This is a genomic window from bacterium, from assembly GCA_009926305.1.
GTDB lineage: Bacteria > Bdellovibrionota_C > UBA2361 > UBA2361 > RFPC01 > RFPC01.
This window is the reverse complement of the sequence record RFPC01000007.1, coordinates 15,046-37,486: the sequence shown is the minus strand read 5'-3', so window position 1 is coordinate 37,486 and position 22,441 is coordinate 15,046. Positions and strand designations below refer to the sequence as shown.

Annotated in this window: 15 protein-coding genes; 11 read left to right on the top strand and 4 right to left on the bottom strand. The window is 45.4% G+C overall.

What is annotated here, in order from left to right; all coding sequences use genetic code 11:
* Positions 1 to 26 precede the first annotated feature (26 nt).
* The 4 genes from EBR25_02535 to EBR25_02520 all read left to right on the top strand — a co-directional run bounded on the left by EBR25_02535 (position 27) and on the right by EBR25_02520 (position 4,205).
* A complete protein-coding gene (locus EBR25_02535; GenBank protein NBW39860.1) occupies positions 27 to 524 on the top strand; it encodes a low molecular weight phosphotyrosine protein phosphatase in 498 nt (165 codons plus the stop codon).
* A gap of 3 nt (positions 525 to 527) precedes the next feature.
* A complete protein-coding gene (locus EBR25_02530) occupies positions 528 to 1,409 on the top strand; it encodes a hypothetical protein (protein NBW39859.1) in 882 nt (293 codons plus the stop codon).
* A 109-nt stretch (positions 1,410 to 1,518) separates the two neighbouring features.
* Positions 1,519 to 3,060 (top strand): glycosyltransferase family 1 protein, encoded by a 1,542-nt coding sequence (locus tag EBR25_02525; protein ID NBW39858.1) that lies wholly within the window; start codon positions 1,519 to 1,521, stop codon positions 3,058 to 3,060.
* Positions 3,057 to 4,205 carry a glycosyltransferase gene (locus EBR25_02520; protein NBW39857.1) on the top strand — a complete coding sequence of 383 codons (1,149 nt, stop codon included), beginning with the start codon at positions 3,057 to 3,059 and terminating at the stop codon, positions 4,203 to 4,205. The genes EBR25_02525 and EBR25_02520 overlap by 4 nt, the downstream gene beginning before the upstream one ends.
* On the opposite strand, the gene EBR25_02515 is transcribed toward EBR25_02520, so the two are convergent.
* On the bottom strand, positions 4,189 to 6,042 hold the full coding sequence (locus EBR25_02515) for an FAD-dependent oxidoreductase (protein ID NBW39856.1): 1,854 nt from the start codon (positions 6,040 to 6,042) through the stop codon (positions 4,189 to 4,191). The genes EBR25_02520 and EBR25_02515 overlap by 17 nt on opposite strands.
* An 84-nt stretch (positions 6,043 to 6,126) precedes the next feature.
* Complete coding sequence (locus tag EBR25_02510) at positions 6,127 to 7,017, bottom strand: hypothetical protein (GenBank protein ID NBW39855.1); 891 nt, start codon at positions 7,015 to 7,017, stop codon at positions 6,127 to 6,129.
* Positions 7,018 to 7,169: 152 nt separating this feature from the next.
* Here EBR25_02510 and greB point away from each other — a divergent pair, with 152 nt between their 5' ends.
* A complete protein-coding gene (gene greB / locus EBR25_02505) occupies positions 7,170 to 7,652 on the top strand; it encodes a transcription elongation factor GreB (GenBank protein ID NBW39854.1) in 483 nt (160 codons plus the stop codon).
* A gap of 69 nt (positions 7,653 to 7,721) precedes the next feature.
* Here the strand turns inward: greB and EBR25_02500 are convergent, their stop codons facing one another.
* Entirely contained in the window at positions 7,722 to 8,876 is a 1,155-nt protein-coding gene (locus EBR25_02500; protein NBW39853.1) for a serine/threonine protein kinase, read from the bottom strand.
* Between the two features lie 266 nt (positions 8,877 to 9,142).
* Here EBR25_02500 and EBR25_02495 point away from each other — a divergent pair, with 266 nt between their 5' ends.
* The 6 genes from EBR25_02495 to EBR25_02470 all read left to right on the top strand — a co-directional run bounded on the left by EBR25_02495 (position 9,143) and on the right by EBR25_02470 (position 16,759).
* A complete protein-coding gene (locus EBR25_02495; GenBank protein NBW39852.1) occupies positions 9,143 to 10,738 on the top strand; it encodes a methyltransferase domain-containing protein in 1,596 nt (531 codons plus the stop codon).
* A gap of 92 nt (positions 10,739 to 10,830) precedes the next feature.
* Complete coding sequence (gene metF / locus EBR25_02490; GenBank protein NBW39851.1) at positions 10,831 to 11,760, top strand: methylenetetrahydrofolate reductase [NAD(P)H]; 930 nt, start codon at positions 10,831 to 10,833, stop codon at positions 11,758 to 11,760.
* Positions 11,761 to 12,107: 347 nt separating this feature from the next.
* Positions 12,108 to 13,550, top strand: coding sequence for a Fe-S cluster assembly protein SufB (gene sufB / locus EBR25_02485; GenBank protein ID NBW39850.1), 1,443 nt, complete (start codon positions 12,108 to 12,110; stop codon positions 13,548 to 13,550).
* Positions 13,551 to 13,602: 52 nt separating this feature from the next.
* Complete coding sequence (gene sufC, locus EBR25_02480; GenBank protein NBW39849.1) at positions 13,603 to 14,361, top strand: Fe-S cluster assembly ATPase SufC; 759 nt, start codon at positions 13,603 to 13,605, stop codon at positions 14,359 to 14,361.
* 35 nt (positions 14,362 to 14,396) lie between these two features.
* On the top strand, positions 14,397 to 15,740 hold the full coding sequence (gene sufD / locus EBR25_02475; GenBank protein ID NBW39848.1) for a Fe-S cluster assembly protein SufD: 1,344 nt from the start codon (positions 14,397 to 14,399) through the stop codon (positions 15,738 to 15,740).
* Positions 15,741 to 15,844: 104 nt separating this feature from the next.
* Positions 15,845 to 16,759 carry a hypothetical protein gene (locus tag EBR25_02470; GenBank protein ID NBW39847.1) on the top strand — a complete coding sequence of 305 codons (915 nt, stop codon included), beginning with the start codon at positions 15,845 to 15,847 and terminating at the stop codon, positions 16,757 to 16,759.
* An 87-nt stretch (positions 16,760 to 16,846) separates the two neighbouring features.
* Here the strand turns inward: EBR25_02470 and uvrA are convergent, their stop codons facing one another.
* Positions 16,847 to 22,243 carry an excinuclease ABC subunit A gene (gene uvrA / locus EBR25_02465; protein ID NBW39846.1) on the bottom strand — a complete coding sequence of 1,799 codons (5,397 nt, stop codon included), beginning with the start codon at positions 22,241 to 22,243 and terminating at the stop codon, positions 16,847 to 16,849.
* Positions 22,244 to 22,441: the final 198 nt, after the last annotated feature.

Sequence of the window (22,441 nt, the reverse complement as noted above, 5' to 3'; positions counted from 1 at the left end):
CGTACTGAATAAAAGGGCGGTCACACATGCATTCTCCCTATGGGATTCTCTTCGTTTGTCTTGGAAATTTATGCCGTTCGCCTCTCGCGGAGGGGCTGTTTAGGGCTCAGCTGGAAGAAGATGAGAGCTTAAGAGCTCGTCTGTTAGTTGACTCGTGCGGAACTGGAGAATGGCATGTTGGAAAGCCTCCCCACATTGAGAGTCAAAACGTGGCTCGTTCTTTTGGAATCGATATTTCCGCTCAACGAGCCCGCAGGCTGAGCTCTGAAGATACAAAGGATTTCTCATTATTCATCGCTATGGATAGAGCCAATAAAAATGACATCCAGAGTATGCTCGGTGAAGGTATAAAAGTGCACTGTCTTCGGGAATTTGATCCCGAGCGCAGTCCTTCAGATCGTGATGCTCTTGATGTGCCAGACCCGTATTTTGGTGCAGTAGATGGTTTTAAGGAAGTGGCTATCATTATTAATCGTTCAATAGAACCTCTCCTTGAGCATATACGCCAAGAGTTGGCAGAGTAGTCGATGAAAGTCCGAGAGCTGTTGGAAGGTTCGTCGGTGCCAGTGTCCGTCATTCATGCAATCCAGAGCAGTGGATTTGCTGAGACCTTTGAGGTTATCTCCCATTCTGAACGATATTTTGTAAAGTACTCTCATGATTTTCCTGAGCGGATTGTGGCTGAAAAAAGGGGGCTGGATGCTCTCAGAGAAGCAGTTCCAGAGGCAGTGTTGACGGAAGTATTCTTCTTAGAGACTCATGATGAAGGAGCTTTACTCATGACTCCTTTTGTTTCTGAGATATCATGGACCGAAAAGCATGAGCTCGGTTTCGGAGAATTACTGGCAAAGCTTCATTCATGTAGAGCCTCTTCTTTTGGCTTCGTTCATGACAACTTTATTGGCTCGACTCCTCAAAAAAATAATCCATCTCAATGGTCATGGGGTAAGTTCTTTTACATGAACAGGGTTGAGCCTCAACGAATGTTGGGAATAAAGACGGGATGGTTAACGCCTGAATTAGATGATGCTATTTCTGAATTGAAGGAAATAATTATACAGGTGCTTGATCACATCCAGGAGCCTCCCGTTTTATGTCATGGTGATTTATGGAGTGGCAATACACTCGCCTCAGGTAACGAGTCGGTATATTTGATTGATCCAGCGGTTTCATACAGTAATCGTGAAACAGATATTGCCTTTATGTATCTCTTTGGTGGGTTTTCAACGAATACGCTTGAATCATACAATCGGGTGTATCCGCTCCTTCCGGATGCCTCTCGCCGATTTTCGATCTACAATCTGTATCATCTGATGAATCACGCCAATATTTACGGCGGTTCATATCGGGAGGAAGTCGCTCGACTATTAGGGGAAGTAATTCCACACGATATTCAACTACTATCATAACCCATTGATAATACAGTCATTGTGGTCAATGTATCCTATCCGTTCTCTTCGCATCTCTCAGCTCTCGGAGATCATCTTAAATAGAGGACTTTTTCGATGAAGGGCATAGATGGAAAAACCAAAGGTACTTATTTTCTTTAATGATTGGCCAGTATACCCGTCGGGTGCGAATTGTGGTGGTGGAGAAACCGCAACCATTTCATTGGCTGAGGCCTTCGCTCAGCGGGGGTTTGAAACGATAGCCTGCGGCGATCTTCCGAATGGTGAGACGGTAGTTCGTGGGGTTCAATACTGGGATTTTGGTCAAGACTATGGAGTTCATCGGCTTCGTAATCGGATTCAAGAGCTTGGGAGTTACTACGCGATCGCAGCGACTCTGGTACATCCCTTTCTCGTTCTTGGTGATGATCCACAGTGCTTGAAGAAAATTCTGATCAACCATTCTCCGGGGGTGAATCCAAGTGGCCTCGAATCAAGCACAGTGATGCATATGGTAGATCACTTTGTTTGTGTTTCAGAAGCCCAGAAAGAAATTGTGCTCGCACGTGGAGATGTTCCCGAAGAAAGAATTCATGTTATTCAAAATGGATTTGATCCAGAACGATTCGTTTATGCCGGACCCGAAAACCGTGATTGGAACCAGCTGATGTACGCAGGAAGGCTGGAGTATTCAAAGGGAATACACCTGCTTCTGAATGCGTTTCTCAATTTAAAACAAAAGTTTCCTCGGCTGAGTCTGGATGTATACGGGGACGCATCCTTTTGGCCACAGCTGCAAGAACAGATTGAGGATCTTCAGTCATCGCACCCCGGACTTGTATTTCACGGGAAGGTACCACAGCAAGAAATCGCTACCCAGTTACAACGTGCCGGATGTCTTGTATTCCCTTCTCTGAGTTTTGAATCAGCAGGTTTGTCAGTTTTAGACGCGCAAGCTTCAGGATGTCCAGTGATCGCCTCTGATGTGGGGGGTGTTAGAGAGTATCTGAATCCCTCCGCTGGAGTTCTAGTGCCAGATATAAGCCATGAGAGCCTCCAAAGCGCTCTCGAACGAGTCTTATCGAATACAGATAGCTTATCCGAGATGTCTCGTAAGGGAGCATTGGTAAGAGAACAGACATGGGATGCAGTTGCTCGGTCCATCGCGCAGCTTTTTTCTACGCCGACCGCACGATTGAGCACAGATGTGCCAGTAGCCGAGGATAGTAGCTCATCTGCTGATCACATTATCGAGGTCACCCAACAGAGCCCTGTTTTCATGCGAAGCTGGAGAAGCAATCAGTTCTCAGTTGAGCAGGTACTCGCTGACCATGAAGTAATTAGTGCAGGAAGTGCCATTTCTGATACGCAGCTTTTTGAGTTAACTCCTGATACCCATGGTCTCGTGCACCTGTGGAAAGGGCTTCGACTTGATGCTCAGGATCGAAAGCAGGAAGCGTATGAAGAGATGAAAAGGGCGTATTCCCGTCGTACAAAAGATGATTGGCAGAGTCTTTTTTACCTGACACTCATCAGTGTAGACCTTGAGGAGATTCCTGAAGCGAAGAGCTACGCACAGCAGCTCCTCAATGAGTTTCCTGATTTTCCATTGAAGGGAGATCTTGAACGGTTTGTTGACAAGGCGTCACTCTGCTTAGAGGCTCGGTCATGAGTTTATCCGATAGTCAGATGCAGTTCAGAGAAAATGTGGAGGTCACAGCGATTGTATCTACCTATGCATCCGAATCCTTTATGAGAGGTTGCTTGGAAGATCTTGTCGAACAAACCTTATTCCAAAAGGGGCTTTTGGAGATTTTGGTGATTGACTGTGCATCACCCGAAGACGAGGGGAGAATCATACGCGATTTTCAGGCACGGTATCCCAATATCAGTCACGTTAGAATCTCAGAGCGAGAAACGCTTGCTGGAGCATGGAACATTGGAGCTGCGTATGCGAGAGGCCAGTTTTTAACGAATGCAAATACCGATGATAGACATCATCCCGAGTGCCTTGAAAAGTTGTCACTCGCCCTAAAGGCGCATCCAGAGGCTGACCTTTCGTATGCGAATGTATATCAGAGTACAAAGCCGAATGAGTCATTCAGAGAGAATCAAAAAGAGATCATTTATCGATACAAACCATTTTTTGCGCCAGAAGTATTTCTCCACTACCAATTTGGATGCCAGCCGCTTTGGCGAGCATCGCTTCATGAGAAGATTGGCTATTTCAATAAAGACTTGCGAGCAGCGAGCGATTATGAATTTAACTACCGCTTTGCGCTTGCGGGTTGTAAAGCCATTCATATTGATGAAGCGCTTGGCAGCTTCCTTGAGCGAGATGACTCGTTATCCCTCGCAGATAGTACTTCCCTCGATGAACAGATGATGCTGAGGCAACGGTATGCGACACCTGAGGGAATCCTCAATCTCTATTCGCTTGAAGGGTATGACACGACCTCAGATGCGAGTAAAATTAGTATCTTTCATGATATCTCTCTTCGCGCACTCAGTGTTCGTTATCCATGGCGTCCTCATTGTGTAGACAGTGATCCAGATTTAGCCCTTATTGCCATTAGTGCAGCGATTGCTTTGGATTCAAAAAATCCCACCTTGATGAATAACTTTGCCGTTGCACTTCAGCAAATTGAAAGGGAGGCAGATGCTCGCCGTGTTCTCGAAAGCCTTAAGGCGCTTGGAGAGATAGAGCACACTGTTGGCGAGGATGCTTCAGTATCACATAACTTGCGCCAACTCAGTAATTCATCGTGGGAAGATATTCGTCTTGAGGCCAGCCTTCAGCTTAGCTCTCCTTTTTGAGGCGCCTTTCCTGAAAACGGTTAGCGTTGACTGCTTTTGCCTCTGCAGCGGAAAGTGGTTGAGGCTCTTGTAATAACGAGCTCGTAAGCTGTTGCGCCAGTAATGGAATCGAGCTCAGACCACGTGAGCCAAATCCGATGAAAAACGCATGATTTGGAGATATATCTTCCTGAGATGTTATTGAACCAACGATCGGGAGCCTGTCTCTTGTTGACGTACGAAATGCCACTCTGGCCGTAGTTGCTTGAGCTGTCTCTGAAAATAACTCTGGTGTCCAGTGACACAGGTTCCGCAGCATCTCTCCGTTTTCATGCTCTCGTGGTGTTTCCTCATATGACCCGTGATCATAGGACGCACCGAGCAGATGTTTCCCGTCTTGTGATGGTAAAAGGTAGCCATCATAACACAGTATTTGCTCTAAGCTGGTTGAATGTTGACTTTCATCAATGAATGCGAGCTGGCCTCGAACGGCTTCTACCGGCAGATCGCTTGAATCAAACAATTTGGCTGCTTCAAAGGCGTTCGCATAAATAACAACGTCACTCTCCTTTTCCAGTGTGAGCAGCTTTTCGGAGGTAATTGATGAGTTTGTAATGACGTCAATGAGATTCCCATGTTCGTTGAGCATAGTTTTGGCAACTGAAGAAGGTTGAATCCAGCCTCCGAGCTCGTAGAAAAATGCAGGAGATTGGATCGAGGTGCCCAAGATGTTACAAAGTTCTGTTGACTCGATTCGTCGCGCAATTTCGGGCGGCATCATCAGGGTTTCTAGTTCGTTTAGTAGGGCTGCAAGACGAGCCGTTGAAGGAAAATGAATAATCCCAGCTGTATTGAAGAGCGATGAATCAGAGTGTCTTTCCAGGTGAGCTAGCTGTTGGCGCGCATATAAAAATGCTGGGAGATAAAGGCTGCTGGCGGCAGAGGGCTTTCTCGATATGTACGGTAAGATAACGCCCTGGGGATTTCCAGAGGCCTTCGAGCAGATACGAGATTCCTGTTCGTAAATATGAACGGATACGCCCCGCGTAGCGAGAGTATATGCAAGAGTTACCCCGGCATATCCACCCCCAATAATACTCGCTCGTTTTATTTTTGTTACATTCAGTTTTTGACTTGCTGATTTGAAGACTCCACGAATAGTCTCTCGTTTTCCCTCGGGATGCTTCACTTTGGTAACGAGACAACCAACGCTTTCAAGTGCTCGTCTGAGCCACCCTGCCGATGAATATGTAGCGAAGGTGGTTTCGGAGTGAGATTTTGTTCGTAGTATTTCAAAGAGTTCAGGGTTCCATAGCTCCGAATTTGAAGCTGGATTAAACCCATCAAAATACCATGCATCCGCCAGGAATAGCTGTCTTTGGATTGTTTCATTTGCATCTCCAAGAACAAGATCGAGCGTGGCTTGATACTGTGGGAACGATAGGCGATGGCTTCCTCGCAGGGGAGGGGGATAGCTATTGAGCAGATGTGTCACTTCTGATGAAAACTCAGAGAATGGCGCAAGTGCTTTCTGCAGGTCGGTGATTGATAAAGGATTTGATTCGAAAGCAACATAATAGAGATGAGCACTTTGAGTGACTGTCTTGCGCCAAAGATGAAGCGTGGCAAGAAAGTTCAGACCTGTTCCAAATCCAAGCTCTCCAATGACGAATGCGTTGCGAGGAGGTCCCTGAAACGTATCCTTTGTCCAACGTTGCAGAAGCGTATTGCCCTCGAGGAAGACTGCCTGTGTTTGTTGAAGAGGATTTTCGGATGGGTAGTAGATGTCATCAAATTCAGATGAGAACGGGACTACTCCTTCAATCCATTTTAGCTTGGCGTACGGGACACTATACATAAATCGCAGCTTTGAACGATGTTTCTCTGCAGAGTGTATAGGAAGAACGTAGAAGAAAGAAAGGAATAGGTTAAACCTGAATTGCTATAACCGAATTACTTTTTTCCCTTTCTCTTGCTTGGAGTTAATCAGTTGTGACAAGAGTGGAAATTGTCTTGTTTGAGAGGACGGCAGGTTGCGTAAGAGCTTTACGGTATGATGCAGATTAGTCGCTTGCATGAGTTCTTTGGGAAGAATGCCTCTTTCTGATACGGCGCCAATAAAAAGCTCAGAAAGCTTCTTTTTTTCATTGAGTGTGCGCTCCAGATGGAGGAGGAAAGCAAATAAGGAGAGCTCCGATATTGGTGGCAGGTCAAGACTATATGAATCTTCTCCATAATAAACAGCTTCTGCACTGAGGCGGAGCATTTTCGCTATAATACGATTTTGAGACTCTTGATTTTGTGATTTGGCATATTGAGTCATCCGTAGAATTCTTTCTTTTGTATCGCTTATCGCTTGATGAGAAGCAATAACGCGATCTTGAAACACAATCCCTTCATTAATTGTCAGATCTCGAGAGGTAAGATATTGTTGAAAGTCTGAAATGCACTCAACCCCGAAGCCATATCGCGCATCATCTGGACTAAGTTTTTTTGCCATAGAGTTATCAATTGAATCTACTCGAAGTGTGACTCGTATGAGGTCGAGGTCTCGAATCCGCTGGCGATGATGTGGAAGACCTAACGCAGTCTGGAGTGCCAAGCGCGCTGCTCCCCCTTTGTATCCATATCCAGCTGGAGGTAATGGAAGATGTTTCATAGTAGGAGCTTCCAGCGTTACTCCCCACGGATGAATACTTCGCACTCGTGCCTCAGGAAAGTGCTGAAAGAAAAACTTTCTTTTGGACGCAATCCCACATTCCGAGGCATTAAGGTATTGCTCTCGTCCGAGAAGGATTGTCTTAAGAGCCTTAAACCGCGTGCGGTCTCTCATGGTGGCTCGTATGGCTTCAAGTGTTGCGAACGTTTCCATTATTACTGTTATGGAAGCGGTTGCATGGGGAGTGGCATCGAAAATGGCCGATAAATATACGTATATTCAGTTAGTTAGTGGCGTTTTTGAAGATAAATTGATAAGACAAAAGCATGGATGACAAGAACTACATTACCCCATCAGGATTGCGTAAGCTCAAAGAGGAGCTGAAGGCGTTGCGCACTGATGAACGTCCAAAGTTAACAGAGACTATTGCTTGGGCAGCCGCGAATGGTGACCGCTCTGAAAATGGCGATTACCTATACGGTAAGAAGCGGCTTCGGGAGATTGATCGAAGGATTCGTTTTCTTTTAAAACGCATAGAGAATGCGGAAGTTATTGATCCAGTCATGCAGTCTGGAAGTGATGTAAAATTTGGAGCAACGGTTACAGTTCTAGACGAAAATGAGATTGAAAAGACTTTTACAATAGTAGGAACAGACGAAATAGATCTTGAGCAGAAGAGAATTAGCTGGAAGTCCCCTGTGGCGAGAGCTCTTTTACGAAAAAGAGTAGGAGATGTTGTAACGGTTCGAATGCCGAAGGGTGATGAAGATTTAGAAATCGTTCATGTAGAATACACGAGGGTTGGATAGGCTACTCAACGATGACGAAATGAAGAATAGTAGGAGAACTCTGCAAAACTAGGTGGGACAGCCAAGAGATCACAGGTAATAAAAAAGCTTATCGATAGTGATAGAGAGAGTAGTAAGAACCTGATAGAAAATCATAACAACAAGGTCCCAACGGAATAGACTGAGTGCGAGAAGGAGAATAATGAGAAGCGTTCCGACAGTTCTATAGATGCGTACTCTTTTTCGCTGCCGGCGGAGCTTAATAAGCTCTGGATGGAATTTATTCAGCCGCTTTTTCCTCACGTTTGGGCTTAATTGAGGTTGGTGCGAGAGGGCTCCTGCCAATGCCTTGTAAACTGATTCCGCTGATGGAGGCCGCTTCGCTGGATTTTTATCCATGCACCTCATGATTAAGTCATGAAGCCAATTCGGACAATCTTCTCTAAATTCGAGGAGTGAAAGAGGCTCCTCTTCAATTTTTTTCCGCACGAGATCAGGCATGTTTGAATAATCAAATGGGTATCTATTCGTGACGAGTTCATAGAGAAGGATTCCCAGAGCATAGATATCGCCCCGAGAGTCACACTTCTGAGTTTTAAGATATTCAGGGCTAAGATAGTGTATCGTTCCTACTACACGACCATCTTCAGTGAGTCGATGATTCGCTTTCATATCTGGGGAGTGGTTTTGAATGCTCTCATCCTGAGATTGAGGTTCGAGCATTGTTTCACGGATAGAAACTCCAAAGTCAGTTATTTTGGCAATACCATTTGAATTCAAGAGCACGTTTTCTAACTTTATATCACGGTGAACGATGCCAGCTTGATGAATTGCGTGTAACCCAAGAGCAACTTGCCTTCCAACACTGGTAATCTCTCGCCACGTGAGAGTTTTTTTTGATTGAGTGATGTCAAATAGAGATGTTCCATCCACGTATTCAAGGACCAGTCCAACGTAACAGCCCCAAGTAAAGCAGTCATAGAGCTTGATGACATAATCACTATCAATTTTGAACGCGATCCTAATCTCTTGATGAAGTCGCTGTTTCGTTGTTTCTTGATGAGGACCATCAATAAAGATCAGTTTTAGGGCTATATCCCGTCCGACCTGTAGGTCTTTCGCTTGGTATACCATACCCGATGTGCCGCGTCCGAGCGTTTTGATGATCTGATAACGGTTAATTATGAGATCATCAGCTTTAAAGACACTCATCACGTAGGCTGATTGTTCGCTAACTGGACCCATTTTCTTATTACGAATTTTTCGTATACCGATTAAAAAAGCGCTACAAAGTGCTCAGTGCCTGCTAAGAACGTACGCTATAACGTGAGGAAGCGCATCGTGTTTTCCTAACTATCGTCAGCTTATGATAATATGTGAGAGTTAGGAGCCGTCATTTCACCAGGACGAGGTCTTTTTGCGAAAGAGAGCTTCGCGGAACAAGTTTGTATTGTTGGAACAGCAAGCGAGTGCGAAGGTAGTGCAATGAGTGTTTCATACATTATGTATGTGTGTTGCTAAATAATACGAGAGACGAGAATCGATTGACCTCACATTACAATACACTACCATTTGAGAGTTTCCCGTCACCGGAGAGGTCGCTAGAGAGGCTGTGGTGGACGGCAAGGCTGCGGGGAGTTTCAGTGCCCCGACCCATTCAGTCGAGAGTGCTCGAGGTGGGCTGCTCAACAGGTATTCACCTGATAAGTATGGCGGAACAGTATCCCACCATCGAGTTCGTTGGGATTGATCCCTGTCAAGAACAGATAGACCAAGCCAAGGATTGGGCAACGCAGGTGAAACGGCAGAATGTTAGCTTTTTCTCTGAGAGACTGGAAGTATTAGCAGACTCCTTGGGAACCTTTGATTATATTATTTGTCATGGGGTGTATTCTTGGATTCCCCTGAATGAGAGAGCGGCATTACTCCAGTCAATCGCAGACTGCCTCTCCGAAAAAGGAGCGCTGTATCTTAGTCACAACTCTATGCCTGGATGTAATGCTCGTTCGAGTGTTTGGCAAATGATGAGGACGATCGATAATCCTCATGCACCGATAGAAGAGCGTATCCAACATGCTCGAGAGTATTTGAAGTCCAGCGAGATGCGTGTAGTAGACGCGCATCGCCCTTATGGTATGCAGCTCCGGGAGGAGATTGAGCGGAATATAGCGCGTTCAGATAGTTTTATTCTTCATGAACTTCTCAATCCTGCTGCTGATGCCGAATGGATTTCGGAAACAATCGGCACTCTTCAACGTCTTGATTTTTTCTATGCAGGCGATGCTCATCCCCAGAGAAATCATGCTCTGAGTGAAGAGGTTCATTATTCAGAGCATACACCCCAAGAACAATTTGATTCCGTAGAGAGTGCGGTTCAATACTTTGATATTTTATATCCATCAAGCTTCCGCGGCAGTGTCTTTGTGAAGAATGGTGGGAGAGCGTTAGTCACGCCTGAAGCGAAGGCGCTTGATGGCTGTTACGTCAGTTCCCCCCTTGTGAGCAGTTCCGTTAAGGACGAGGATCTTTCTTCATTGCGAATGATCCCTTTTTACGGACCCTCCGAGGAAGTGATAGAGGTGAAAGCGCCAGCCTACAAGTACTTACTTGTTGAGCTTTCTCAGCTCTGGCCTCGTGGAATTTTGCTCTCCTCACTTTTTGAACGTGTGGAGAGTCGATGCGATATTTCCTCATCGGAACGGGAATATCTCATGCGAGAGTTGCTTAAGTTGTACTTCAGGAATCTACTTGAGGTGCACAGTGATGAGCTTGCAGTTGCAAATGTTCTTCCGGAGTTGCCAGTGGTGTCCCCATTCAGGAGGTTAAAGGCTGCGGGAGACTGGACGATCACACTCAGAGGAGAGTTGTATAAAACTGACGCTCTAGACCAGTTACTGATCCCCCTTCTAGATGGCACGCAGACAATGGACAATTGTAAACAGGCGGTGCTGAAGGCAGTTCATGCAAAAGAGCTGCGGATGAAGGGCAGTGAGGGAAATATAGAAGCGAATGAGATAGAGCAACTGGTACGAGAAGCAGTGGAAGAGCGTTTTGCGCAATATCTTGATCGTGGACTTTTTATTGCTGATTGTGAGCCAATAAGATAAGTCACTCGAAGAATCCTATCTTCAATGTCTGCTGCTCTTTTCAAAGGTGTCTTTCCTTGGTATACCCTTGAGCTCAACCCTGTTTCCTGGATATGACTCCTGTGAGCGTTATGAAAGAGCCGACTTCATTTATTCAACTACTAGGAAACGGTTCTTCGAGATGCTCGTTTGAATTCTTTCCACCGAAGAGCGAGGAAGAGTTGCCGAAAGTAAAAGCAACGCTCCGCCGCTATACCGCTCAGAGGCCTTGTTTCATGACCGTTACTTATGGCGCGGGAGGTGGAACGAGGCATCTCACTCGGGAGTTAACGACCTTTATTCAAAAAGACCTCGGGATTCCAGCTGTTGCCCATCTGACTTGCGTCGGACATTCTCGAGAAGAGATTGATAAAATTCTAGACGAATATGAAACCCTCGGAATTCGATACATATTGGCATTGCGAGGTGACCCGGATAATGAAGAGGGAGTGTTTAGACCTCATCCAGAGGGATTCTCATGTGCGCGTGATCTTGTTGCCCACATCCAACAGCGGCGAACATTTTCGATAGCGGTAGCTGGCTATCCTGAAGGACATCCTGAGGCTCAATCGCGTACTGAGGAGCTAGAGTATTTACGACAAAAAATAGAAGCGGGAGCTGAGATTATTTTGACTCAACTCTTCTTTGATGCAGATGCATATTTGGCTTTTGTGGGTGATGCAAGAGATGTTGGAATAACAGCCCCCATTATTCCAGGTATCATGCCGATCGGTAATGTGAAGCAACTTAAGAAATTTACGGTAATGTGTGGTGCCACTATCCCAGATAAGATTGTTGGTGACTTAGAGGATATTGCTTCCGATAAGGAAGCGGTAAGGGCGTACGGAGTGAAAGCGGCTGTGGAATTGTGTGAGGTCTTGATGGCAAATGGCGTTCCTGCAATCCACTTCTATACGCTCAATAAGTCGAAGCAAGTTGAAGCGATTTGCGAACAGCTAAGAGATAAGCGAATAGGGATAACGGGGAATAGAGAGGAATTTTAGTTTTTTGGGCATCCGAAGAAATTTCCTGTTGATCTCCAAGCTGCACGTCCGGTGAGCACGTTCGGTTGTGATTCTATTTTTCCCGAGGACAGACAGTCCTAAGTTGCTGAAATTTCAATATAAAACCTCTACCAAGTCGATGCCTTCTCGTAACCCGCATAATTGTTTGCTGTAACTGCTAGGAATTTGCCATACCGAGCGTCTCAGTATCTTAAGAAGGGAAAAAAATGTAGAGTTATCATTCTCTTCTGAAAGGAGAGTCAGTATACTTGAATTTTGCATTCAAGTATAAAGGGGGTCATTTCGCCCTCTGTTTTTTTACAGTCAGAAACACGGAAACACACCGCATGTCGAGTGATACAGAAACACTAGAGAATTTTACTAGTCAGGACTACAAGTACGGATTTACCGTCGATATAGAGGCAGATGAGCTTCCTACCGGACTGAATGAAGAGATTATCCGTGCCCTGTCGGCGAAGAAAGACGAGCCTGAATTCATGCTTGAATGGCGGCTGAAGGCATACAAAAAGTGGTTAACCATGAAGTCGCCAGAGTGGGCTTTCTTAGAAATTGAGCCGATTGACTATCAAGGATTAAAGTACTACTCGGCCCCGAAACAAAAAGCAGAATTAAAGAGTCTTGATGAAGTTGATCCGAAGTTACTTGAGACATACGAGCGATTGGGAATTCCACTGGAGGAACAAAAGCGGTTAGCGGGTGTTGCAGTTGATGCAGTCTTCGATAGTGTCAGTATCGCTACTACCTACAAAGAGGAGCTGCACAAAGCTGGAGTGATCTTCTGTTCCATTTCGGAGGCAGTTCGTGAACACCCAGAGCTTGTAAAGAAATATCTTGGTTCTGTGGTTCCCTACACCGATAATTATTTTGCAACACTGAACTCTGCGGTGTTTAGTGATGGAACGTTCGTTTATGTTCCGAAGGGTGTTCAGTGCCCACTTGAACTTTCGACGTACTTTCGTATCAATGCCCAAAACACTGGTCAGTTTGAGAGAACATTGATTATTGCTGATGAGGGGTCTTCGGTAAGTTACCTCGAAGGGTGTACTGCGCCAATGCGGGATGAGAACCAGCTCCACGCTGCTGTGGTTGAACTTGTCGCGTTGGAAGGCTCTCAGATTAAATATTCTACAATCCAAAATTGGTACCCTGGTGATAAGTCTGGGAAAGGTGGCATCTACAATTTTGTTACGAAACGAGGAGTCGCTGAGGAGAATGCAAAGATCTCTTGGACTCAGGTTGAAACGGGCTCTGCCATTACATGGAAATATCCGAGTTGCATTTTAAAGGGAGACAACTCAGTTGGAGAATTTTATTCCGTAGCGATTACGAATAACAAGCAGCAAGCGGATACTGGCACCAAAATGATCCACATCGGTAAAAATACCAAGAGTACCATTATCTCGAAGGGGATTTCAGCTGGCACTGCGCAGAACAGTTATCGAGGACTCGTAAAGGTATTGCGGGGAGCAGACAACGCGAGAAACTTCTCACAGTGTGATTCAATGCTGATGGGCGATAAGTGTGGGGCGCATACCTTTCCCTACATTGAAGTTGATAATCCAACTGCTCAGGTAGAGCATGAGGCCACTACTTCTAAAATTGGAGAGGACCAGTTGTTCTATTGTAATCAGAGAGGGATTTCGACTGAGGATGCCATCGGCATGATAGTTCATGGTTTTTGTAAAGAGGTACTCAATGAGCTTCCGATGGAATTTGCGCTAGAGGCAAGGCAATTACTTGCAATAAGCCTAGAGGGAAGCGTCGGATAATTTTTCAACAGAGAGAAGTATTTCTAGAAATCAAAGAGAAGAGAGAGGAATGATGTTAAAAATTTCAAATCTACAGGCACGGATTGAAGAGAAAGAGATCATAAAGGGGCTCAATCTTGAGATTAAGCCAGGAGAGACTCATGCGATCATGGGTGTAAACGGTTCGGGAAAAAGCACATTGGCGAATGTGTTGGGCGGACGTGAGGAGTACGAAGTCACTGGCGGTTCTGTTGAGTTTCTCGGTAAGGATCTGTTGGAAATGGATCCTGAGGAAAGGGCTCGTGAAGGGCTTTTTCTTGCTTTTCAATACCCAGTAGAGCTGCCTGGGGTCTTAATTTCTTATTTTCTTCGTACTGCGTATAACGCTATCCGCGAGCACAGGGGAGAGGCTGCTGTTCAGGTAAGAGAGTTCAATAAGCTCATTCAAGAGAAGTCAAAGCTCCTTCAACTCAGTCCAGAGCTCTTAAAGCGCTCAGTGAATGAAGGTTTCTCAGGTGGTGAGAAAAAGCGAAATGAGATTTTCCAGATGGCGATTCTTGAGCCGAAGCTGTGTATTCTTGATGAAACAGACTCTGGTCTCGATATTGATGCACTCCAAATTGTATCGGAGGGAGTTAATACGTTAAAGCAGGAAGACCCTGAGCGATCATTTCTTCTCATCACTCACTATCAACGATTATTGAACTATATTGTGCCGGACTATGTACATGTGATGATCGATGGAAAAATCGTTAAAAGCGGTGGAAAAGAACTTGCTCTTGAGCTTGAAGAGAAGGGCTATTCAGCCTTTCAATCATCATCAGCGGCATAACGTATCTTAGTGACGAACCTAAGGAGCTCTATCGAATGAAGGAAGCCATGAGTACAGATAGCGAAGAGAATACCATTCCATGGTATGATAGAAGTATCCGAATACTTGAGGAGAAAGGTGGGAGTCAGGTGCCGAGTCTTTTGCATGAAAGACGTCTGGAGGCCCAGGCTACTCTCCTGCGAATGGGTCTTCCCTCAGCGAAGTCAGAAGATTGGAAATACACTGATATTAGGGATGTACGAGCTGGAAATTTTGCACTGGCAATGCCTGAGTCTGTATCACAGGTTGATGAAGATGTGCGTCAATTGCGAGCGCTGCCCTTAGATGAGGTTTACAGAATTGATACGGTTGATGGATTTGTAGCGACGCACCTATCACAGCTGCAGGCTGCCTTGCCGGAGGGAGTTGAGGTTGTGCAGTTGAGTGAGGCGAGTGCGAGTCAGTCTCAGCTCTTGGAGCAGTACTTTGGGAGCTCTCTCACGATTACGAGTGATTCTGTTGCGGCATTGAATACCGCATTTATTCAAGACGGGATTGTACTAAAAGTTTCCAAGGGAACGGTGCTTGATAAGCCACTATACATTCAGCACATTTCTTCGGGGTTAAGTGATCACACAGCGAGTTTTCCACGGTTGTTAGTAGTGGTTGAGGAAGGGGCCCAAGCTTCGGTGATTGAGCACTTTACGGCAGTAACTGGTAGCTCTTCATTCTGTGCCAGTGTGTCAGAGCTATTTGTGGGAAAGAATGCCCATCTTTCTCATTATCAAGTTGGAGAGGATTCCCTAGAAAATATCCGGTTTAGTCGAGTAATGGCTCACCAAGAGAAAGACTCCGTCTGTCGGATGCACTCTTTCACATTCGGTGGAAAATTGGTGAGGAACGAAGTTCATCCCTCCCTCCTTGGTCAAAATGGACGAACATGCATGTACGGATTGTCTGTTCTCAAGCATAATCAGCATGTTGATAATCACACCGTGCTAGACCATGCTGTTCCACACTGTGAAAGTGATGAGCGCTATAAGGGCATCTATGATGATCGTTCTCAAGGAGTTTTCTGTGGCACGATAATCGTTAGGCCGGATGCGCAAAAAACGAATGCCATTCAAAATAACGCAGCTGTAGTGCTCTCCGATAAGGCGCGAATCAATGCAAAACCACAGCTCAAAATCTGGGCAGATGACGTGAAGTGTACCCACGGTGCAACCGTTGGCGCGCTGGATATGCAACAGCTCTTTTATCTGAGATCACGCGGTGTTAGTGAGCGAGATGCTAAGAATATGCTGTTGAGAGCATTTGCTGGCGATGTTACGCAAGAAATCGACCTCGAATCCCTTAGAGTCCTGATTGAGGATCGGGTCGTGGAGAAATTAAGTCTCTAGAGGACACAAATCAGCACTTTTTCCGATTAGCTTTATAGAGTCTCAGTCTGTGAAGCTACTTTTTACAGACTGCTCTTCACAGAGATAATCTATAGGAGTAAAAAGTGACTGAAATAAACGAATCCTTTTTTAGAACGAATATTGCACAAGTAAAGACCGAGCTGAAGGAATATCAGGCTGCCCAAAAGGAACTCAATGCCGATCATAGCGTGGGAAATTGGGGAAGAGGGTGTGTTAGCCAGAATTTTTGGTGTGGAGATAGAAACGGCTATCAACGATCAGTTTTTCTGCGTCGCCAAATAAATTTTCTGTCTGGGAAGCTCGAACAATTTATATCAATGCTTGAGCGATTCTTGAAGAAGCAGTCTGAGGCTGAAGTACGATGCGGAAATGCTTCTGAAGACAAGCCATTAGAGAAACCTGGATGTGAACATTCAAGTACTGATGGAGTTGGAGATTCTGGATCAGATCCCAGTGCGGGAGAGCCTGCTCCTGTAGAGAATACAGGGGCAAATAGCGGGTCGCCAGCCGTTGATACTCAGAGTTCGGAAGTTGAGACCTCTCAGCAAGAATATCCTTGGCTAGAAAAGTCTAGCTGTAGAACGTTTGTTGCTGACTTGCTCGGGAAAAAGAAGGGAGACCTCGTTAGTGAAGAGCGACTCCAGCACGGACTTGTTGCCTTTTTACTCAAGCATATGCATGGCGATGATGTTCTTGCTGCCTATTTAGAGATGCGGAAGGGCGTTCGGGTTACTGACCAGACAAATCGTGTAGAGGAGAAAACATCGGGGGCTCTCAAGGAGTTAGTTCGTACGGGTACCCTCACCCAAGAGCAGGCTGAAAATATCAATGGTCTGACTTTTAGAGCGGCTCAATTAGATGATCGTGGTAAAAAACTTGGTGGGCGATTAGGAACAGATGCGGCCGTAGATAAGGTTTTTAAAGCCATCAACAAAGCTTTTGATCATATCTTTACCGCGCTCAACGGTGCCACGCCCATTAAGGGAAGAGCTCTTTAGCAGAGCCACTAATCTGAGGGTAAGAGCCAAAATGGCTCTTACCCTATTCACGTCTGAGATACAATGCATTGAGAATCCCCGTCAGATTTAGGGAGCCGTAGCCGACTCTCTATGCATACTCGATGATGTCGCCATCTGCTTTTCCTGACCCAGACGCTTCCCCCATGGGGTAGAGCTCGCTTTCACGAGTTTACTTGGAGTTCCCTCGAAGATAACTTTTCCTCCACGAGCTCCCGGGCCTGGGCCCATTTCGATAAGATGGTGAGATCCCCTTATCACATCGTGGTCATGCTCTATCAGCACTACACTGTTCCCCTGACGTACAAGAGAATTGAGGAACTTCAATAATCTCTGAACATCTTTACGGTGAAGTCCCACAGTGGGTTCATCAAGTACGTACAGCGTGTGGCCTCGTTGGGGTTTTGCAAGCTCGATGACAAGTTTCATTCTCTGAGATTCCCCACCAGAGAGAGTTGAGGAACTTTGTCCAAGAGAAAGGTATCCGAGGCCGAGTTCGCATGCAGTATGAATTATTCTGTGGATCTTTCTATGCGCTGAAAACGCTTCTTTTGCTTCTTCAAATGTCATTTCAAGAACATCAGCAATAGTTCTTCCTTGATATCGAATAGAGAGCGCATCATCGCCGTAACGGCGACCACGGCAGTGATCGCAGGTAACATAAGCCTCCGAGAGAAATGTCATTTCAAGCTGAATGCGACCCAGTCCTTTGCATTCGCCACATCTGCCATTGCCTGAGTTATAGGAGAAGAAGCTCGCGGTCCATCCGCGGGCTTTCGCTTCGACAGTAGTTGCAAAGAGCTTTCGTATTTCATCAAAGACTTTAAGATAAGACGCTGGAGTTGAGCGAGCATTTTTGCCGATTGGACTTTGATCCACGACCAGGACTCTTTCAAATTCTTCGGTCAGTGATATTGAAGAGTGTTCTCCTCTGTACTTCAGGAGACCATTTTCACATGCTTCCATCGCAACTGGTAAAAGTCCTTCATGAATGAGAGTACTTTTTCCAGCTCCTGATACCCCTATGACGGTTACAAGTTGGTTAAGAGGGATGTTAATCGCAAGAGAATCGACATTATTTATGGCTTCTATCGTAAGAGCCAGAGTGCCTCCGCTATTCTCGGGTGAGGTGCTGCTTAACTCAACTGGTGATACGGAAGGATATACAAATTGTTTTTGAGGTCCGTTGAAAGTAATGGTACCCCCCAGTGTTCCGCCCTCTGGACCTACTTCGATAACATGATCAGCACATTGGATCAGAGATTCATCGTGTTCAATGAGAAGAATGGTGTTATCCCTTTCTCTTAGTCTTTTGAATTCGTGAAGAATACGCTCATTGTCATCAGGATGTAACCCGGCACTCGGCTCGTCAAAAATATATAGCGCTCCATTGAGAGGTGTTCCTAAAGCTGCCGCAAGCCTCAGGCGCTGCAGCTCTCCCCCAGAGAGATGTTCACAGCTTCGAGCGAGTGGAAGGTACTCAAGTCCGATACGCTCTAATACCTCTAAGCGCGCATAAATCTCTTGTAAAATAGGAGTTGCGATATCTTGAACTCTTTTGTCATAGTTACATTCTTCAAGAAATATCCGCATATCTGATGGAGTCAGTAGGCACAATTCGGCAATATTTTTGTGATTGATTCGAACATGTTGTCCGACAGATTTCAGGCGCGTACCATTACATGCCGAGCAGTTTCGTCCCCGAATAAATCCAGTGCCATCACAGTTCTCGCATCTTCCTCTTCGAGAGTGAAAAGAGAGATCCTCTGGATCCGGACGAAAGAATCCCTGCTGACACGATGGACAGGCTCGTTCCCTACTAAAAACTTCTTCCGCGTCCTGTGTATGAAGAATCACGGTACCGCCGCTAATAGCAAATATCTCCTCAATAGCTCCGGTAATAAACTCGTGAGGAACTCGCGAAGGATTGATGGTAGCCCAGACATATTCGATGTCATGCTGTTTTTGTCGCGCGACCCCCTCGCTTGCAAGTTTTCCTGTTTCGAAGAAATGTCCATCTACTCGGACTTCAAAAATTTCACTCTTTAATGCCCGACGGAAAATATCGCGATGAGCTCCTTTTTTCCCTTTGATGACCGGAGCAAGGAGCTTTACGGTCTCATCTCCTTTACTCCGAATAACGTCGCTGACTGTTTCAGCAGAGAGAGCTTCCACCTGCTGTTCTGGATGGTTAGGACAGTATTGCTGCCCTGCTTTTGAGTAGAGCAAGCGTAAGAAGTTATAGACTTCCGACATTGTTCCGATAGTGGAGCGGATTCCTGGTTGAAAAGTGTGCTGATATACACAGATTGTTGGTCTGATATTCGTAATTTCATCTATATCAGGCTTACTGAGCTCACGAATAAATTGACGAGCGTAAGGAGAAAGACAATCGAGATATCTCCGCTGTCCTTCTGCATATATGATATCCTTAGCAAGCGTTGATTTTCCAGATCCCGAGACTCCTGTGATTGCTACTATCGAATTATGAGGAATATCAACATCGATATTTTGCAAGTTATGTTCACGAGCTCCCCGAATGGAAAGAGGCTTTACTTCAGAAAAGGCTGGAGATGACCGAGAATGTTTCTTGGCGCTTTCTTTGCGCGGAGTCAATGCTTTAGCGGTTTCCACATATTCCTGTAAGCAACGCGCAGTATGTGACACGCTTTTTGAGGCATCCAAAAACGCTGTTGGTGATCCCGTCAGTATCACCTCACCGCCTGCTGCACCCCCTTCAGGACCTAAGTCAATCAGATAATCAGAACCAAGGATCAGCTCCTGATTGTGTTCAATGCAAATAACCGTATGTCCATTTATTGTGAGATCTCTCAGGAGGCCAATAAGCCTTCTCACATCATGTAGGTGTAATCCAGTGGTAGGCTCATCGAAAATCAGTAAGGAGTTTGCGGCATTTGCTCTTTTTAAGAATGGAATCAGTTTGAGTCTTTGCGCTTCTCCCCCAGAGAGTTCGCTTAGTGGATGTCCCAAGCGAAGATGCCCAAGCCCAAGACGTTCCAACAGACTTACGGTATCTGTAATTCCCTTCTGATCTGGAAACAGTTCTAAAAGCGATGTGACGGTGCAATCTAACCATTCAGCTACATTTTTGTCGTAGAGGGAAACCTCTAAAACCGTTGGTTGAAAACGCCTTCCTAAGCACTCTTCACATTGAATGTAGACATCACTCAAAAACTGCATGTCTTCTTTAAGATGGCCTGCTCCTTTACAAACTGGACAGCGACCTCCTTCAACATTAAAAGAGAAAGAAGAGCGTGTTAGCGAACGACGCTCAGCTTCTGGAGTGGCAGCCAGCGCATTGCGGAATATATCCCATACGCCTGAATACGTCGCAATATTTGCTCGCGGACTTTTAGTGAGCCCAGTCTGGTCAACGAGCAAGACTTGAGAGAGATGGTCAAATCCTCTGGCATTCTCTACCTGCCCCCGTTGCTTATAGATACTCCATGCATTCAAAAGTCCTTCGGAGACAAGTGTGCTTTTTCCAGAGCCAGAGACTCCCGTAATCGTCGAAAAATATCCAATAGGAAATTCGACCTTGATGTCTTTCAGGTTTCGAGCATTAAGGTTCCAGAGAGTTAATGTATCTCCCCATGTATCGGGAATTTCTCTTGGTTCTGGAAGAGCTGCACGATGAGCAATACCAGACCATTCCTCTTTTGAGCCATTAAATGTAATCGAGCCTCCCTCAGCTCCGGCCAGTGGTCCAAGTTCTATAACTCGATCAGCTGCATCAATGCAGTCCGTATCATGCTCTACCACCAGAAGTGAGTTCCCCTTTGCCTGGAGAGCTCGAACAGAATGCATCAGTCGTTCTGTATCTCGTGGATGCAGTCCGACGGAGGGTTCATCGAGAACAAAATGGGTAGAGATAAGCTCACTTCCAAGGGCTGTCGTGAGGTTTACTCTCTGAGTTTCTCCTCCTGAAAGAGTACGAGATGGTCTTCCAAGCGTCAGATAAGAGAGTCCGAGATCGTCCAAATATTGCAATCTCCCTCGTAACCGAGCGAGAACTTCTTGCAGGTCTCTGGATGGGATGTCTCGAGAATGAATTTGTTCTTCTACTCTTTGAATCCAGGGAGAAAGCTTCTTTATCGGAGTATTCCATATTTCGGGAAGTGAGGAGCCACAAATTTGAAAGAGGTGCGCTTCGTTCTTTAAGCGACCGCCATTGCACCCTTGGCATAGAATCTGTGAGCGATAACGGGAAAGAAGTACTCGAATATGCATTCGATGCTTCTTCTTCTCTAATTTTGAAAACCAGGGATAGACACCAGTATATGTTTTGTCTTTATGTGAAAGAATGAGTTCTTTTTGTGATGGTGAAAGTTTATGCCATGAGAGAGAAGTCGGAATATCATTATCATCACAAAATCGTAGAAGCTTTTTTTGAAGAGAGGAGTCAGAAGATACTTTCCATGGATGAATTGCTCCTTCTTTTAAGGAAAGTCCGTCATGAGGAATTATTTTTTGTTCATCGATGAGAAGTTGATATCCAAATCCAGTGCACAAGGAACATGCACCAATATTGCTATTTGAATCAAAGAGAGCCGCGCGCCGTTTGGGTACTTCGAATGAAAGCGGTTCAGCATCAATATTAGGAAGTTCGTATGTCTCCGAGAAGAATACTTGGTTGCCCCTTCTTCTTGGGAATAGTAAGAGCTCTTCTTCTATGCTATCCGGGAAGATTACACGAGCTCTTCCCCGTGATAGTTCATAGGTCTGTACGAGATTCTCTTTGAGTTCATTGTCTCGTAGCTTTCCTGTTTTATGTCGAGAAATTGCAATCAAAAGGTTATCGGGCAGTACGCTAACGTCACTGATGTCCTCAAGTTTTTGCAAGCGGTTCTTCTCTTCATCAAAGTATCGGCTATAACCAAGGAGAGAAAGTCGGCTTAACTCATCGCCACGCTTTTTTTTCGGCTTCGGGAGAAATATTGGGCTCGCAATAATTATTTCACGATTCTCTTTTAGGGAGCTCAACCACTCTTTAAGTAATGAGAAGACATCCTGCGGAGAAAACGCTATGAGTTCGGTTCCTGTGTGAGGACAGCACGGGACTGAAAGGTTTGCCCATAAAATTTTCAGGAGATCATTTATATTTGTGATTGAACCTACGGTAGATCGCGAACTTATAATCCGTGTCTTTTGCTGGATAGCAATTGCAGGACGAACATTCTCGACGGAGAGAACATTTGGTTTCTTTAGCCTGTCGAGAAACTGACGAGTATATGGTGAGAAGGTCTCGATATAACGACGCTGTCCTTCTGCATAAACTGTGGAGAAAGCCAGAGAAGATTTTCCAGACCCGGACAATCCCGTGATGACTGTCAGCAGGTCGTGTTCAATATCTAGAGATATATCCTTAAGGTTGTTTTCAGCGGCTGCTCTAATTTTTAAAGGAAGATGCTTTGTGCTCATGTGCCTAGGCTGCTCGCTGTTCATCGATCGTTACGGTAAAGTACAAAATAGTGTTCATCGTCGTAAAACGCAGGATAAAAAAATCTTAGTAGAAGACGCTACCATTCAGGTAATCTTTACAAGGAATTAGTCTAACAGGCAGATAAATAAATAAAAAAGCATCTGTCGAAAATACCGATGAGCTGGCATAAAAAAGGAAGGTATTCGAGAAAGCGGAGAGCT